We start from the raw sequence: 14,303 nt of genomic DNA, 5'->3' as shown, positions 1-14,303 counted from the left end.
CCGGGGCAGGCGGTGGGTCAGGTTAACCGATTTTCCTGCCGTTGATCCCCTCGGGCCACGGAGTCCGCGGAGCGAATCCACACTCAAGGGTGATGTGAGCGCAGATCGGTGCATTACCTTGAACCAGGGAGATTCGCCATGAAAGTGCGTGCGATGTTGCTTCCCGTCCTGCTTCTGTCCGCAGCCGCCCAGGCTGCGCAGACACCCATCCCGGTCGACTACCACTACGGCATGCCACTGGATATCGCCAGGGTCCTCGACTTGCGCGAGCCCGCTGGCGACCAGCAGTGCAAGGTGGTCCAGGCGACCATGACCTACCTGGACTCCCAGGGTCAGGAGCACGCCTTGCGCTACCTGAAACTCGCAGAGGAATGCTCCGACCAGGGCTGAGTCAGTCCCAGCGCGGTGCCAGTCCGGCCGGGTCGGTCAGACGCAGGCCGCTGTCCAGTGTGGCGATGCGGGCCATGTCCGTGTCGCTCAGGCGCAGGCCGACGGCCTTGAGGTTGCTGGCCAGGTTGTCCCGCCGGGTCGAGGACGGGATCACCGCGTAGCCCAGTTGCATGGCCCAGGCCAGGGTGATCTGCGCCGGGGTGGCGTTGTGCTGCGCGGCGATTTCCTTGATCAGCGGGTCTTCCAGGACCTTGCCGTAGCCCAGCGTCATGTACGAGGTCACGGCCACTTGCTGGCTTTGCATGAATTCCACCAGGCGGCGGTTCTGCAGGTACGGGTGCAGTTCGATCTGGTTGCTGGCGATCTGCCCGGGACCGGTCACGGCGATGGCCTGGCGCAGCAGCTCGATGGTGAAGTTGGACACGCCGATCTCGCGGGTCAGGCCGCGGGCCCTGGCCTCCAGCAGCGCGCCCATGAATTCGGCGACCGGCACCGCGCCGTTGGGCGAGGGCCAGTGGATCAGGGTCAGGTCGAGGTGGTCGGTGCGCAGCTTGCGCAGGCTCTCTTCGAGGCTGGGGATCAGGCGCTCGGCCGAGAGGTTCTCGGTCCAGATCTTGCTGGTCAGGTACAGCTGGTCGCGGGGCACGCCGCTGGCGGCGATGGCCTGGCCGACCTCGGCCTCGTTGCCGTAGATCTGCGCCGTGTCGATGGCCCGGTAGCCCAGTTCCAGGGCCTGGCTGACCGAGTCGATGACCACCTGGTCCTTGAGGCGGAAAGTGCCGAGGCCGAACAGGGGGAGCGTCATGGGGATGTCCTCATTGGGTGGGCAGGGAATGAGGGTAGTATCCGGGCGCGGGGTGGGTGGAAAAACCGCTGGTGGGGCACGGGAGTTTTGCGTTTTGCGCATGAATCCCCGGCCCCCCCCTCTGGGTGATGAAGTGCTCGGCAGGTAGGAGCGTGGCTTGCCCGCGAAGGAGCGCGTTAGCGCTCCCAAAACCATGCAATACCGAATTCGGCACTGCGTTGCGGTCCTTTCGCAGGCCAGCACCTACAAGGCCAGTTGTATCCGCTCCACGATCTCCTGCTGAAACGCCGTCACCGCCTCGTTCGGCTGCTGCAACCCGACGAACTCCAGCATCGGATCGACCACCGCGGTCCTGATCCCCGCCAGTTCTTCGATGGTCGCCAACCCGCAGAACGGCACATAGGCCTCCGAATAGCCGCCTTCATGCACCAGCACCAGACGCCCCTGGCACAGCCGCTCGGCGGCCTCGCGTACCAGGCGGGTCATGGCGCGGAACGAGTCGCTGTGCAGCAGCATCCGCGCCAGCGGGTCCACCGCGTTGGCGTCGTAGCCGCAGGCGACGATGATCAGCTCCGGCTCGAAACGCTCCAGCGCCGGCACCACGATGCGCTCCATCGCGTGGATATACGCCGCGTGACCACTGCCCGGCGGCAGCGGGATGTTGATGTTCGCCCCCAGTCCCGCGCCGCGACCGCGATCCTCCTCGCCGCTGTAGCCGGCGGGAAAGCAGCCGTCCTGGTGCAGGGAGATGGTCAGCACGTCGGCCCGCGCTTCGAAGATCGCCTGGGTGCCATTGCCGTGGTGCACATCCCAGTCGATCACCGCCACCTTGCCCAGGCCACGACGGGCCTTGGCCGCCTCGATGGCGATGGCGATATTGGCAAGGAAGCAGAAGCCCATGGCGCCATCGGCCAGGCAGTGATGTCCCGGCGGGCGTGACAGCGAGTAGGCGTTGTCCACCTCGCCGTCGAGCACCGCGTCCACCGCGGCCATGGCCAGGCCGGCGGACAGCCGGGCGATCTCGTAGCTGCCCGGACCGATCGGCGCATGGTGGCCCAGTTCGCCGCCGCCGGCATCGCTGAGGGCCTTGAAGCGTTGCAGGTAGCCGGGCGTATGCACCCGCAGCAGGTCGTCCTCGCTGGCGGCCGCGGCACCACGCACCAGCAGTTGGCGGGTCAGGCCGGAGACGTCCAGCAGGCTTTTCAGGCGCCGCTTGGTTTCCGGTGATTCGGCATGCCCGGCAGCGGCGGGCGGCTGGACCCAACCGCCCACGGGCAGGGTCAGGGCATGCAGGCCGGCGCTGTGCCAGAGGCTCAGTTCATCGAAGAAGAAGGCAGTGTTTCGGCTCATGGTGATTCCGTTTTTCCAGGGTAAGGGGAGGCTGCTCAAGCGCCGCGACGGCAGCCGAGGATCAGCAGCAGGGAGAGGCAGGTGGTGACGGCGGCGCCGATCAGCAGTGGCTGGAAGCCGCCGCTGCTTTCGATCAGGCGTCCGGCGATCGCCGGGCCGATGGCCAGGCCACCGCCGATCACCAGGTTGGAGGCGTTCATCAGCTTGCCGGAGCGGTCGAGGTCGGCCAGGCAGGCGAGGATCAGCGGCAGGATGAAGGTCCAGGTGAACTTGAAGGCCAGCGCCGCCAGGGCCAGGCGCGCCAGGGGCGGCTGGCCGAGCAACAGCAGCAGCGAGCCGATCATCAGGCCGTAGCCCAGCAGCAACAGCAGCCCGCGCGGCAGGCGGTCGCCGATCAGCGAGGCGCAGCCGGCGCCGACGATGCCCATCACCGTGGCGATGGCCAGCACCTCGCCGCTGGCCTCGGCGGAGATTCCCGCGCCGGCGCTGATGGCGCCGATGAAGGTCCAGACCCCGCTGAGGCTGATGTAGAAGGCCAGGATGCCGAGAATGCCCAGGGCGACCTTGCCTCTGGCCAGCGGCGCCGCCTCGCCGGCCTGGGCGGCGACCGGCGCGCCCTGCGGGAAGTACCGCGCCAGCGGCAGGAACAGCGCCATCAGCACGGCCAGCAGCAGGTAGCAGGCCGCCAGGCCGTAGTGCTCGAACAGGCGCGGCAGCACGCTCAGGCCGATCGCCCCGACCACCAACTGGCCCATCACCCAGAGGCCGTAGACCCGGCTGGGGTTGGCCGTGGAGGCGGCGCTGGACAGGCACACGATCATCAGCGAACCGCCGGCCAGGGCGCTGCAGAAGCGCAGGGCGAGCAGGGTGGAATAGCCGCTGGCCCAGATCGACAGCAGGTTGGCGGCGATGAAGGCGACCCCGGCGAGCAGCGCCGCGCGGCGCCAGTCGACACGCTTGAGCCAGTAGAACGCAGGCAGGGTGGCCAGGCTCATGGCGCCCAGTTCGGCGGAGAACAGGTCGCCGATCTGCGAGGGTGCCAGTTGCCATTGCGTGGCCAGTTGCGCGGCCACGGCCGGCGCGGTCATGAGGATGGTCGGGGTGATCGCGGCGAACAGCACGATCGCCGCGAGCAGGGCCAGTTGGGCCGAGGCCTGGGGCCGGGCGGCGGGCAGCGGTTTGGAGTCGGTGGTCATGCACATCTCCTGGGAAAAGACAGAGCGCCCGGATTGAGTGGGGAGTGGTGAACTCCCCCCACACCGAGCGCGGCGCATTCAGAACACATGCACCAGGCGCAGCAGCGCATCGGTGCCGTGGTAGCCGTTGTCGGTGGCGACGTTCTGCGAAAGGCTGAACATCAGCTGGTTCTGCTGGTCCAGCCAGTGCCCCAGCTCGAAGCCGACCTGGGTGTAGCGCTTGTGGGTGTCGTCGATGCGCCGGTCGTCGATGCGCAGTTCGCCGCCGTCGGCGTGGATCAGGCGCAGGGCGCCATAGGTGGCGGGGGTGAAGTCGTAGGAGGCGAAGGCCTGCAGGCGATACAACGGGTCCTGTTTCAGGTCGCTGCCGAAGTAGTCGTCGTTCTTGCCGTAGAGCTGGGCTTCGAGGTTGGCTTCCAGTACCCACTTGTCGCCGATGCCCTGGGTGTAGTTGTAGACGAAGGTCGCGCCCCAGCGGTTGGCGCCCGGCGACACGTCGGGGTTCTGTGCGTGGTACTCGCCGACCGGCAGGGTGATCAGGGTCAGCAGGCCGCTGTAGGTGCGCGACGCGGCGTCATTGATGAAGAACAGCGTGCCGCCCACCTGCGGATCGCCGAAACCGCTTTCCCCGCTATGCCGGGCCGCGCCGGGCAGGCGCGCCTCGATATCGGCGAAGGGCACGATGAACTGCGGGGTGCACAGGGTGCCGCAGAGATCGGTGAAGAACACCTGGCGGTAAGCCATGGCATTGACCTTCAGTTCGGCCTTGCCGGTGCTGTCGGCCGGGCCGTGGAAGTCGTCGGCGCGGGTCGCCGGCAGGTACAGCACGCCGAGGCTGGTGCCGGACGGGGCGCCGAAGAAGTCGCGGGCATTGAGGTCGGCGGCGCTGGCGTGCAGGCTCGACAGGCCGCCGGCCAGCGCCAGGGCGCGGAGCAGGGTGTGGGTCATGGGCATTGCGTCTCTTCTTGGTGTTGTTGGCAAATGGCAGGCAAAGCGCGGCCGTCACCGGCGCAAGGCCGGCGAGGCGCGGGGTACGGATCAGCGGTTCAGGTCAGTCGGGGGGCGAGTGCAGCAGGTGGGCGATGCGCGTCTTATCGTTGACCCCGAGCTTGTGGTAGATGGCGCGGATGTGATGGCGCACGGTGTTCGGTGACAGGCCCAGGTCGCGGGCGATTTCCTTGTAGGTCTTGCCTTCGCCGAAGCCCTGGGCGACATCGTTCTCCCGCGGGCTCAACTGCGCCAGGGGCGTGCGCGCACGGGCGGCGAGGAGGAACAGGTCGCCGACCGCCGAGGCTTCGATCTGCAGGTGCTTGCCGTCATGCCCGCGGGCATCCAGCGCGACCGGCAGCAGCGGACCGCTCCAGTCCGGCCACTCGCCGAGCAGCAGATCGACGAAGCCCTTTTCCGCGCAGTGCAGGGTGCCGCGCTGGTCGCACACGGCCAGGGCCAGGTTGCGCGAGGGGGTGAGGGACTCGCGCTTGGCCACCAGGGTGCGGATATGGTTGGCCGACACCGCGGCCACCAGGTGCAGCATGGCGTTGTCCAGCAGCAGCCGGTCCTGCTCGCTGAAGCGCGGCGCGCCGGGGGCGCGGTACAGGGCCAGGTGATCGCTGAGGTGGGTCTGCGGATCGATGTAGACCACGCAGAGCAGCTCGCCGATGCCATGCCGCTGGCCGAGCCAGTTGAGCCCGGCGCCATTGGCCGGGTCGGCCATGTCGATGATGACCGAGTGGCCGGGGTGTGCATGCACGCGGCCGACGGTGACATCGATGTGGCGGATCGACTGCCAGTCCGTCAGGTAGCTGGCCGGCAGGTTGTACAGGTACGAGCTGTGTTCTTCGGGCAAGCCGTCGATCAGCGCGGCGCGGCCCCACCAGGCACTGGCGAAGGGCAGCACCTGGCCGATGCAGTCCAGGGCCGGGCGGTGGAAACCCTCGATATCGTGATGCTGCGCCAGGCGCTGCAGTTCCAGGGTCATGTCGCTGAACGCCTGCAACAGGCGGGCGGGGGCGGATTCGTGCCGGGTCATTGGCGGCTACCTCTGTGCGACTGTTGTTATTGGTTTCGTCAGGGGTTCGAGAAGGACCGGGGCGTCACGGGGGACGTTGGCAGGGCCTGGTAGCGAGTGTCGGCGAAATGGCGCCGGATCACTATCCTGCAGATGCACGATGGTGGGGGAGTCTGTTCGTCGGCACCTGCTGTGCCCGGTGAGGTCGGACAACTGCCTGCGCCCTGCGCAGGTGATGGTTTGCCCTAAGCCGTTGCGCAGCCCTCGGGAAAAGCCTTACGCCATTAAAGGTTAGGGGGCGGACGACGATCAATTGAGTCAGAGAGCGTGGCAGTGGTCGTATGACTGCCTGGACTACGCTCGACTCTTCGCTCTTCGGACTTTCTTCATGCCTACCGTTTCGCGGGCTTTCGCTGCCGCCCTGACCACCGCCCTGGGCGGTTCCCAGCCCGCCGTGCGCGAGCTCTGCCAGCGCCTCGGCGCGCCACTGCTGACGGCCTCGGGGCCGGCTTTCGTTCCCCTTGCCGCCGTCGAGGGGGTGTTCGAACAGGCCAGTCTGCTCAGTGGTGATCCGGGCATCGGCCTGCGTGCCTTCGATCACGCCCATCCGGCCAATCTCGGCCCGCTGGGCTATGCGCTGATGTCCAGCCCGACCCTCAAGAGCGTGCTGGTCGCCCTGGCCGAGCATCACCACCTGGTCGGTACCGGCTTCTGTCTGTTCGTCGAGGAGCGCGTCGAGGGCGTGCGCCTGGTCGGGATGCTGAGCGGTACCGGGCAACGTCCGCTGTCGCGGGTGTTCATCGATGCGGTGGCGGCGATCACACTGGGCCTGTTGTGCTGGCTGGTGCCGGGGCGGGTGATTCGTCCGTTGCGTGCCGAGCTGAGTTATCCGCGCCCCGTCGACTGTCGTGCCAGCGAGCGAATCTACGGAACGCAGGTCGAGTACGACGCGGCGCGCAACGCCCTGTTGTTCAGCCATGCCGATGCCGCGCTGGTGGTGGCCAGCCACGATCCGGCGCTGCATGCGGTGCATGCTGAATACCTGGCGCGCTGGCAGCGCCAGGTCGGCGGCGATCGCCTGAGCCTGCAGGTGCGCGGGGTCATCGGCGAGCAACTGGCCCTGGGCCGGCCGGTGACCCTGGCGGGGGTGGCCGAGGCGCTGCGGCTCAGCCCGCACCGCCTGAGCCGCGGCCTGGAAGGCGAAGGCCACGGTTTCCTGCGTTTGCTCGACGAAGTCAGGCTGCGCGACAGTCACCAGTTGCTGCGCAACAGCGAGCTGAGCTTCAAGCAGATCGCCTACCGGGTCGGCTTTCGTCATCAGAGCGCTTTCAACAAGGCCTGCGAGCGCTGGTTCGGCGTCGGCCCGGGGCGTTATCGCGAGCAGGGGCAGGGCTGAACGGCTTTCGTTTATCCGTGCGGCGCATTCATTTATCCCCCGCCAGCGCGCCGACCTGCGCCGTGGAAAAAGCCGCCACACTATGCCGCACACGTTTGCGCAGCTGTCGAAGGACCTTCTGCCCGTATGCCAGGCATCACCCCTCCACTCGTTTTTCTCCTGCTGTCTGTCCTGCTCGTGCTGCTGTCGCGGGCTTGGCGCCTGCGCCGCGAGCGTGCGCGCAGACACCGTGTGCGCCAGCGCAACGCCAGCGCCCAGTCCACTGCCCGGGCCGCGCTCGGGCAGATGCGCGGCGAGCTGCAAGGCCTGGCCGGGCTGGCCGATCAGGTCAGCCTGCTCGGCGCCGAATGCGACACCACGCTGCAACAACAACAGGGCAAGCTCGAGGAGGTCGCAGCGGCCTTGCTGCGGATCAGGGTGGAGAGCCAGCAACTGACCGAGGACGCGCGCCAGGTGGGCAGCGAAGCGCGGCAGTCGCTGCTACTGGCCGCCAGGGGGCAGACTGGGCTCAGCGCCACCCTGATGGCCCTGCGCAGTGTGGACCGGGCCGTGCTCGCCACGCCGGCAGCGGCGCTCGGCGAGGAAATCAGGGGCCTGGCCCGGCAGGGACGCGACCAGACCTACGACGCCAACCTGGCCCTGGCCGGCGTCGGCGCGGCGGCGAGCAGTATCGAAGAGCGTGGCCTGTCGCTTGCCGTGGCCTGCGAGGCACAGGCGCTCGGCATCGAGGCGCTCGATGCGGCGCTGGCGGAGGTCCGCCAACTGGCCCTCGCCTCGGCCTGGCGTTCGCGCCAGGCGCGTGCCGCCAGCGACGCGCTGCAGGCCGAGGCACAGCGGCTGGATGCCCGCATGCGTGACCTTCAACAGGATGCCGGAGATGAAAAACATGCTGTTCAAGACCCTGTTGCGGCGTTGCCAGGCCTGGCTGAACGGTCTGCGCGGCAAACCGCCGAGCACTGACCAGGAGCCGGCGCAGGCGCTGGTCGAGGCGCTGCGGCAACTGGCCCGGGAAGCCAATCGCCTGGAGGCGCAACTGCACCAGTTGAGCGAGAAACGCCAGGCCCAGGCGCGGCCATCGGGGCGACCGGCGCTGCGTCTGGTGCACAGGGGGGAACCGCCGCTGCCGCCGGATTCTGAAAAACAGTTGTGAATGTTATCGGCGCTGTGAATTGCTGATTGAAACTGTCTTCACTTCACTGTTTTCGAATGTTCAGTCTCGTAAATTCAAATACATAAGTGTATGTTTGCCGGCGCAGGCATGCCTGCCATCACTTATTACAAGAACGAGAGCATTCCATGTCCGGGTTGAGAACGCTGCGCATCAGTTCCCGCGTCACCTTGCTGGTGGCGTGCATGTCCCTGTTCGTCCTGTGCCTGAGCGGCTGGCTGGGGTTGACCCTGCAGCGCAGCCTGCTGGCGGAAAAGATGGCCGGGGTCGGTACCGCGCTGAACACCGCGTCGAACATCCTCGGCCATTACCAGCGCCAGGCCAGCGCCGGCCATCTGAGCGAGGAGGAGGCGCAGCGCCAGGCGCTGCAGGCGGTCAGCACCATTCGCTACCTGGGCGACAACTACCTGCTGGTGCTCGACCTCGACCACCGCATGCTCATGCACCCGACCGCGCCGGCGCTGGTCGGCAAGCGCCTGGCGGATTTCAAGGACGTCCACGGCAAGCCGTTCGCCCGGGAGATGATCGACACCGCGCGCAGCCAGGGCCGCGGCACGGTCGACTACTGGTTCCCGCGGGCCGCCGGTGGCGAGCCGGAGTACAAGGTTTCCGAGGTGTTGCTGTTCAAGCCCTGGGGCTGGGTGCTGGCCAGCGGCATCCATCCCCAGGATGTGCGTGACGAGGTGAACCTGGTGCTGCGCCTGCCGGCGCTGGTTGTCGGCCTGGCGCTGGCGGTGCTGGTGCTGTTCGCCTGGCTGCTGGTGCGCAGCATCACCCGTCCGCTGAACGACACGGTCGATGCCCTGGCCCGCGCCACCCACGGGCATACCGACCTGACCCTGCGCCTGCCGGTGGACGGCAGCGACGAACTGACCCAGGTGTCGCGCAGCTTCAACAGCCTGGTACTGGCCGCCCATGACGTCACCGCCAGCGTGGTCGACGCCAGCCAGGCGATCGCCCGCGCCAGTGACGACCTCGAGCGCATCACCCGCGCGGCGCAGGACAACATGGCCCGGCAGCAGGCGGAAACCGACAGCGTGGTGACGGCCATGACCCAGATGGCCAGCACCGTGCAGGAAGTGGCGCAGAACGCCAGCGTCGCCGCTCGCGCCACCGAGGATGCCGAACGCCAGGCCAGCGAGGGGCGCGGCACAGTGGACGAGACGGTCGAGGCCATTGGCGTGCTGGCCCAGGGGCTGCAGCAGAGCCGGCGGGTGGTGGACCAGTTGGCGGCGGATTCCGCCAGTGTCGCCCAGGTGCTGGACGTGATCACCGCCATCGCCGAACAGACCAACCTGCTGGCGCTCAATGCTGCCATCGAAGCGGCGCGGGCCGGCGAGCACGGGCGCGGTTTTGCCGTGGTGGCGGACGAGGTGCGCGGCCTGGCCATGCGCACCCAGCAGTCGACCCTGGAGATCCAGCGGATCATCGAGCGGGTGCAGGCCGGTGCCGGCGAGGCGGCAGGGCAGATCGGCAACAACGTCGCCGCCGCCGAGCATCCGGTGCAGGCATCGGCCCGCGCCGGCCAGGCCCTGGAACGCATCACCCACTCGGCGGCCACGGTCAGCCAGATGGCCTTGCAGATCGCCAGTGCTTCGGAAGAACAGGCAGCCACGGCGGAGGAGATCAACCGCAGCATGACGCGGATTCACGCCGCCGCCTCGACCGGAACCCGCACCCTGCTGGAGACGGGGGAGGCCTGCGAGGGGCTGAAGCGGGTGTCGCGGCTGTTGCAGGAGCAGGTGGCCAGGGTGGTGATCTAGCGGCCACCCGCGCTTGCCCAGCAAAAATATGCTCCCTGCGCAGGAAAATGCTGGTTTGCCGCCGCCCTTCGGGCGCTGCGTCTGCGCTAAGGTGTCAGGCACAACGACAGAACGCTGCGGGACGGAGCCGGCAGCCGGGCAGGAGAGGTTCACGTGGCTTCCTACACCTTGCGGCAACTCAAGTATTTCGTCACCACCGTCGAAGCCGGCAGCGTCGCCGAGGCCTCGCGCCAGCTGTACATTGCCCAGCCTTCGATTTCCACGGCGATCAAGAGCCTGGAAGAAAGCTTCGGCGTGCAGCTGTTCATCCGTCATCACGCCCAGGGCGTGTCGCTGACACCCAGCGGCAAGCGCTTCTACAGCAAGACCAAGGCGCTGCTGCAGATGGCCCGGGAGTTCGAGCAGAACGCCCTGGCCGACAACGACACCGTGGCCGGACAGATCGACATCGGCGTGTTCGAGACTGTCGCGCCGCTGTACCTGCCGCGGCTGATCGCCGGCTTCCGCGAGCGCTATCCCGGCGTCGATATCCGCCTGCGCGACGGTGAGCAGCAGGAGCTGATCCAGGGCCTGACCTCGGGCGCCTTCGACCTGGCTTTTCTCTACGATCACTACCTGGACAACACCATCGAGACCGAGCCGCTGATGCCGCCGCAGAAGCCCTATGTGCTGCTGCCGCACAAGCACCGCTTCGCCAGCCAGGGCCAGGTGTCGCTGCGCGACCTGTGCCCGGAGCCGATGATCCTTCTCGACGTGGCGCCGAGTCGCACCTACTTCGTCAGCCTGTTCAACGAGCTGGGGCTGACCCCGAACATCGTCTTCAGCTCGCCTTCGATCGAAATGGTTCGTGGCATGGTCGGGCAGGGCTTCGGTTTTTCCCTGCTGGTCACCCGGCCCAGCTCCGAGTGCACCTATGACGGGCAGAAGGTGGTGGCGGTGGAGATCGCCGAGCCGGTGGAAACCTCGGGGCTGGTGGCGGCGCGGCTCAAGCGCGTGCAGTTGACCCGGCCGGCGCAGTTGTTCGTGGATTTCTGCCGCGAGGAGCTGGCGCACCTGGCCTGATTTGCCGGTCCGCGTTGCTTGCGCTTTGCCCGTAGGCGGATGGCTTGCGCGTGAAGGTCATAGGTATCTACATAACGTTGAAGGCTTGGCGGGGAACTGCATCGAGGCTGCCAGGTGCTTGCCGTGACAGGTGCAGTGTCCTTGAGATCGAGCGCCGCCCGCGCGGCGCATCGCGGATGAATCCGCTCCCACATCGGTTGCAACGTGCCTATGTCTGTCAGGCCATGGTTGACCGCCTTGTTGGTTCGACGCGATATCGAGCCGAACCTGACAGCCTCCCCGCGATACATCGCCGCAAGACAAAGGCTGACAACTCAACTCTCACAGGCCATGGCACGTTGCAATAGATGTGGGAGCGGATTCATCCGCGATGCGCCGCGCGGGCGGCGCGCGATCTGGAGGGCGCTGCAAGACTCGAGACAGGCACCTGGCAGCCTTGATGCGACTCCCCGGCAAGCCTTCAAAGCCGCTTCAACCGGGAGATGGCGCCGTTGCTGGTGGTATCGATGTGGGTCGAGGTATTCGGCTGATGGCGTGGGACAAAGTCACCCAGCCTGCACCCTTGCTACAGATTGAAATACTTTCCCCCTGTAGTAAAACGCCGCTACAACTGTAGGATCAACGTCCCTTTTTGATCTCAGGTTGATATGACTTCCTTCTCTTCGGAGCCCCCCAGTACCAGGCCTTCATGGCCTGTCCTCGTTTCCCGTCCCCGTGACGCTTCCTGCATGAGTGCCCATCCATGGAATGGCTAGCCGACCCCACCGCGTGGCTGGGTCTGGCCACGCTGATCGTCCTGGAACTGGTCCTGGGCATCGACAACCTGGTGTTCATCGCCATCCTCGCCGACAAGCTGCCGCCCCATCAGCGCGACCGCGCGCGGGTGATCGGCCTGTCGCTGGCGCTGATCATGCGCCTGGGCCTGCTGGCCTCGATCTCGTGGATGGTGACCCTCACAGCGCCGCTGTTCGAGGTGTTCGACAAGTCGTTCTCCGGTCGTGACCTGATCATGCTGTTCGGCGGTGTGTTCCTGCTGTTCAAGGCCACCATGGAACTGCATGAGCGCCTCGAGGGCCACGTAGTGCAGGCCGGCGGGCCGGTGCGGCACTCGGCGTTCTGGCCGATCGTCATGCAGATCGTGGTGCTCGATGCGGTGTTCTCCCTAGACGCAGTGATCACCGCCGTGGGCATGGTGGAGCATCTGTCGATCATGATGATCGCGGTGATCTTCTCCATCGGCATCATGATCGTCGCCAGCAAGCCGCTGACCCGCTTCGTCAACGCCCACCCGACGGTGATCATGCTGTGCCTGGGCTTCCTGATGATGATCGGCTTCAGCCTCACCGCTGAAGGCCTGGGCTTCCACATTCCGAAGGGCTACCTGTACGCGGCGATCGGTTTCTCGTTGCTGATCGAGGCCTTCAACCAGCTGGCCCGGGCCCGTCGCAAGCGCAGCCTGCAGCAGCACCGGCCGCTGCGTGAGCGCACTGCCCATGCGGTCCTGCGTCTGCTCGGCGGGCGCCGGGTGGAAGCCGATGAGGTTGGCGAGGAGATCGCCGACCTGGTGGGCGATGGCCAGGAGCAGGTGCTGTTCGACCGGCGCGAGCGGGTGATGATCAGCGGCGTGCTGAACCTCGCCGAGCGTCCGATCAAGACGCTGATGACGGTGCGCGCCGAAGTCGACGCCATCGATCTCGCGCAATCGCCGCAGGCGATCCGCGAGGCCCTGGGCCACTCGTCGTACTCACGCCTGCCGCTGATTCGCGACGGGCGCATCGAGGAGCCGCTGGGCTACGTGCACAAGAAGGAACTGCTCAAGGAACTGCTGGCCGGTGGCGAGCCGGACCTGGAGCAATTGATGCGCGCGCCGCTGAACCTGCTGGAGAGCTTCAGCATCCTCAACGCCCTGGAACAGATGCGCGCCGAGTCGACCCACATCGCCTTCGTGGTCAACGAGTTCGGCGATTTCACCGGCGTGTTGACCATGACCGACATCCTCGAATCGATCGCCGGCGAATTGCCCGACGCCAGTGAGGTGGAGGGGCCGGGCATCGTCGCCGAGCAGGGCGGCTACCTGGTCAGCGGGGCGCTGAACCTGCGTCAGATCCAGGCGCAGATCGGTTTCGCCGCCCGGCCCACCGACGACTACCAGACCCTCGCCGGGCTGGTGATGAGTCTGCTCGACCGCCTGCCGGTGGTCGGCGACCAGTTGGCCTGGGACGACTGGACCATGACCGTGGTCGCGGTGGAGGAACGGCGGGTGCGTCAGGTCCGCCTCATACCGGCGAGCGTCGCTGACGCAGCAGGTGCCTGACGCCTTCGAGCACCAGCACCAGCACTGCCAGCCAGATCGGCAGGTAGGTCAGCCACTGATCCTGGGCGATGCTTTCGCCCAGGATCAGCGCCACCATCACCAGCAGCACCGGTTCCACATAGCTGAGCAGGCCGAACAGGCTGAACGCCAGCATCCGGCTCGCCAGCACGTAACTGATCAACGCCAATGCACTGATGGCGCCCAGCAGCGGAATCAGGCCGTAGAGTTGTGGGTGGGTGGCCAGGTCATCGGCGTTCAGTGGTCCGCTGATCACGAAGTACAGGGCGGCGGGCGACATCAGCAGCATGTCGGTCCACAGTCCACCCAGGTGATCGGTACGCAGGCGTTTGCGCAGGACGAAATAGATCGGATAGCCACCCGCGACCACCAACACCTCCCAGGCGAAGCTGCCGTGTTGGTAAAGCTCGTGGCCGACACCGGCGGCGGCCAGGGCGACCGCGATTTTCTGCAGGCGTGACAGGCGTTCGCCGTAGACCAGGCGACCGGTCAGGACCATGGTCAGCGGCAGCAGGAAATAGCCCAGCGACACCTCCAGGCTGCGCCCTTGCAGCGGTGCCCAGAGAAACAGCCACAACTGCACCCCTACCAGGGCCGAGGTCGCGCACAGACCGAAGAACAGCGCGGGCGTCTGCCGCACGCGGCGCAGCAGCCCGGTCACCAGTGACCAGTCGCGGGTAACGATCATGAACAGGGTGGCGCAGGGCAGGGTCAGGAGCATGCGCCAGCCGAAGATTTCCTCGCCATCGAGCGGGGCGAGCAGGGAGGTGTAGTAGTACATCACGGCGAACAGGCAGGATGCCATCACCGATAAAGCAATGCCTCTGGACAAG

At 66.9% G+C, this 14,303-nt stretch carries 13 protein-coding genes and 1 pseudogene; 8 read left to right on the top strand and 6 right to left on the bottom strand.

Translation table 11 applies throughout. The annotated features are described in order from the left end of the window. Positions 1-138 precede the first annotated feature (138 nt). Positions 139-390: a DUF2790 domain-containing protein gene (locus RTI28_RS24555; RefSeq protein WP_316922873.1), complete on the top strand. Its 252-nt coding sequence runs from the start codon at positions 139-141 to the stop codon at positions 388-390. A 1-nt stretch (position 391) separates the two neighbouring features. Here the strand turns inward: RTI28_RS24555 and dkgB are convergent, their stop codons facing one another. The 5 genes from dkgB to RTI28_RS24530 form a co-directional block, all read right to left on the bottom strand. Then, positions 392-1,195: a 2,5-didehydrogluconate reductase DkgB gene (gene dkgB, locus RTI28_RS24550; RefSeq protein WP_316922872.1), complete on the bottom strand. Its 804-nt coding sequence runs from the start codon at positions 1,193-1,195 to the stop codon at positions 392-394. Between the two features lie 243 nt (positions 1,196-1,438). Continuing rightward, on the bottom strand, positions 1,439-2,545 hold the full coding sequence (locus RTI28_RS24545) for a class II histone deacetylase (protein WP_316922871.1): 1,107 nt from the start codon (positions 2,543-2,545) through the stop codon (positions 1,439-1,441). Positions 2,546-2,580: 35 nt separating this feature from the next. Continuing rightward, the gene (locus RTI28_RS24540; RefSeq protein WP_316922870.1) at positions 2,581-3,741 is read right to left on the bottom strand and encodes an MFS transporter; all 1,161 of its coding nucleotides are present in this window, start codon (positions 3,739-3,741) and stop codon (positions 2,581-2,583) included. Between the two features lie 78 nt (positions 3,742-3,819). Continuing rightward, complete coding sequence (locus tag RTI28_RS24535; RefSeq protein ID WP_410479039.1) at positions 3,820-4,695, bottom strand: transporter; 876 nt, start codon at positions 4,693-4,695, stop codon at positions 3,820-3,822. Between the two features lie 97 nt (positions 4,696-4,792). Beyond that, positions 4,793-5,770, bottom strand: a complete 978-nt coding sequence (locus tag RTI28_RS24530; RefSeq protein ID WP_316922869.1) for a helix-turn-helix transcriptional regulator — start codon at positions 5,768-5,770, stop codon at positions 4,793-4,795. A 367-nt stretch (positions 5,771-6,137) separates the two neighbouring features. On the opposite strand from RTI28_RS24530, the gene RTI28_RS24525 reads away from it, so the two are divergent. From RTI28_RS24525 to RTI28_RS24500, 7 genes and pseudogenes are all read left to right on the top strand, one after another. Then, entirely contained in the window at positions 6,138-7,145 is a 1,008-nt protein-coding gene (locus tag RTI28_RS24525) for an AraC family transcriptional regulator (protein WP_316922868.1), read from the top strand. A gap of 231 nt (positions 7,146-7,376) precedes the next feature. Then, positions 7,377-8,105 carry a hypothetical protein gene (locus RTI28_RS24520; protein WP_316922867.1) on the top strand — a complete coding sequence of 243 codons (729 nt, stop codon included), beginning with the start codon at positions 7,377-7,379 and terminating at the stop codon, positions 8,103-8,105. After that, a complete protein-coding gene (locus tag RTI28_RS24515) occupies positions 8,032-8,295 on the top strand; it encodes a hypothetical protein (RefSeq protein ID WP_316922866.1) in 264 nt (87 codons plus the stop codon). Before RTI28_RS24520 ends, RTI28_RS24515 begins: the two co-directional genes overlap by 74 nt. A gap of 146 nt (positions 8,296-8,441) precedes the next feature. Next, positions 8,442-9,158 (top strand): annotated as a pseudogene (locus tag RTI28_RS30515) (cache domain-containing protein); the annotation flags it as partial. Between the two features lie 162 nt (positions 9,159-9,320). After that, a complete protein-coding gene (locus RTI28_RS30510; protein ID WP_410479042.1) occupies positions 9,321-10,076 on the top strand; it encodes a methyl-accepting chemotaxis protein in 756 nt (251 codons plus the stop codon). A gap of 153 nt (positions 10,077-10,229) precedes the next feature. Beyond that, positions 10,230-11,138 carry a LysR family transcriptional regulator gene (locus tag RTI28_RS24505; RefSeq protein ID WP_316922864.1) on the top strand — a complete coding sequence of 303 codons (909 nt, stop codon included), beginning with the start codon at positions 10,230-10,232 and terminating at the stop codon, positions 11,136-11,138. Between the two features lie 742 nt (positions 11,139-11,880). Then, positions 11,881-13,452 carry a TerC family protein gene (locus tag RTI28_RS24500; protein ID WP_316922863.1) on the top strand — a complete coding sequence of 524 codons (1,572 nt, stop codon included), beginning with the start codon at positions 11,881-11,883 and terminating at the stop codon, positions 13,450-13,452. Here RTI28_RS24500 and rarD read toward each other — a convergent pair. Further along, positions 13,415-14,302 (bottom strand): EamA family transporter RarD, encoded by an 888-nt coding sequence (rarD, locus tag RTI28_RS24495; protein ID WP_316922862.1) that lies wholly within the window; start codon positions 14,300-14,302, stop codon positions 13,415-13,417. The two genes, RTI28_RS24500 and rarD, sit on opposite strands and share 38 nt — an antisense overlap. Between the last annotated feature and the right edge of the window lies 1 nt (position 14,303).

This window comes from Pseudomonas sp. zfem002, from assembly GCF_032621685.1.
GTDB classification, from domain to species: Bacteria; Pseudomonadota; Gammaproteobacteria; order Pseudomonadales; family Pseudomonadaceae; genus Aquipseudomonas; species Aquipseudomonas japonica.
The sequence above is the reverse complement of the archived record's forward strand: the minus strand, read 5'-3'. Positions and strand labels throughout refer to the sequence as shown.

Excerpts from the sequence above, each read along its gene's own strand:
- RTI28_RS24555 (WP_316922873.1), top strand. The coding sequence starts at position 139 with ATGAAAGTGCGTGCGATGTTGCTTCCCGTCCTGCTTCTGTCCGCAGCC.
- dkgB (WP_316922872.1), bottom strand. The coding sequence starts at position 1,195 with ATGACGCTCCCCCTGTTCGGCCTCGGCACTTTCCGCCTCAAGGACCAG.
- RTI28_RS24545 (WP_316922871.1), bottom strand. The coding sequence starts at position 2,545 with ATGAGCCGAAACACTGCCTTCTTCTTCGATGAACTGAGCCTCTGGCAC.
- RTI28_RS24540 (WP_316922870.1), bottom strand. The coding sequence starts at position 3,741 with ATGACCACCGACTCCAAACCGCTGCCCGCCGCCCGGCCCCAGGCCTCG.
- RTI28_RS24535 (WP_410479039.1), bottom strand. The coding sequence starts at position 4,695 with ATGCCCATGACCCACACCCTGCTCCGCGCCCTGGCGCTGGCCGGCGGC.
- RTI28_RS24530 (WP_316922869.1), bottom strand. The coding sequence starts at position 5,770 with ATGACCCGGCACGAATCCGCCCCCGCCCGCCTGTTGCAGGCGTTCAGC.
- RTI28_RS24525 (WP_316922868.1), top strand. The coding sequence starts at position 6,138 with ATGCCTACCGTTTCGCGGGCTTTCGCTGCCGCCCTGACCACCGCCCTG.
- RTI28_RS24515 (WP_316922866.1), top strand. The coding sequence starts at position 8,032 with ATGCTGTTCAAGACCCTGTTGCGGCGTTGCCAGGCCTGGCTGAACGGT.
- RTI28_RS30510 (WP_410479042.1), top strand. The coding sequence starts at position 9,321 with ATGGCCCGGCAGCAGGCGGAAACCGACAGCGTGGTGACGGCCATGACC.
- RTI28_RS24500 (WP_316922863.1), top strand. The coding sequence starts at position 11,881 with ATGGAATGGCTAGCCGACCCCACCGCGTGGCTGGGTCTGGCCACGCTG.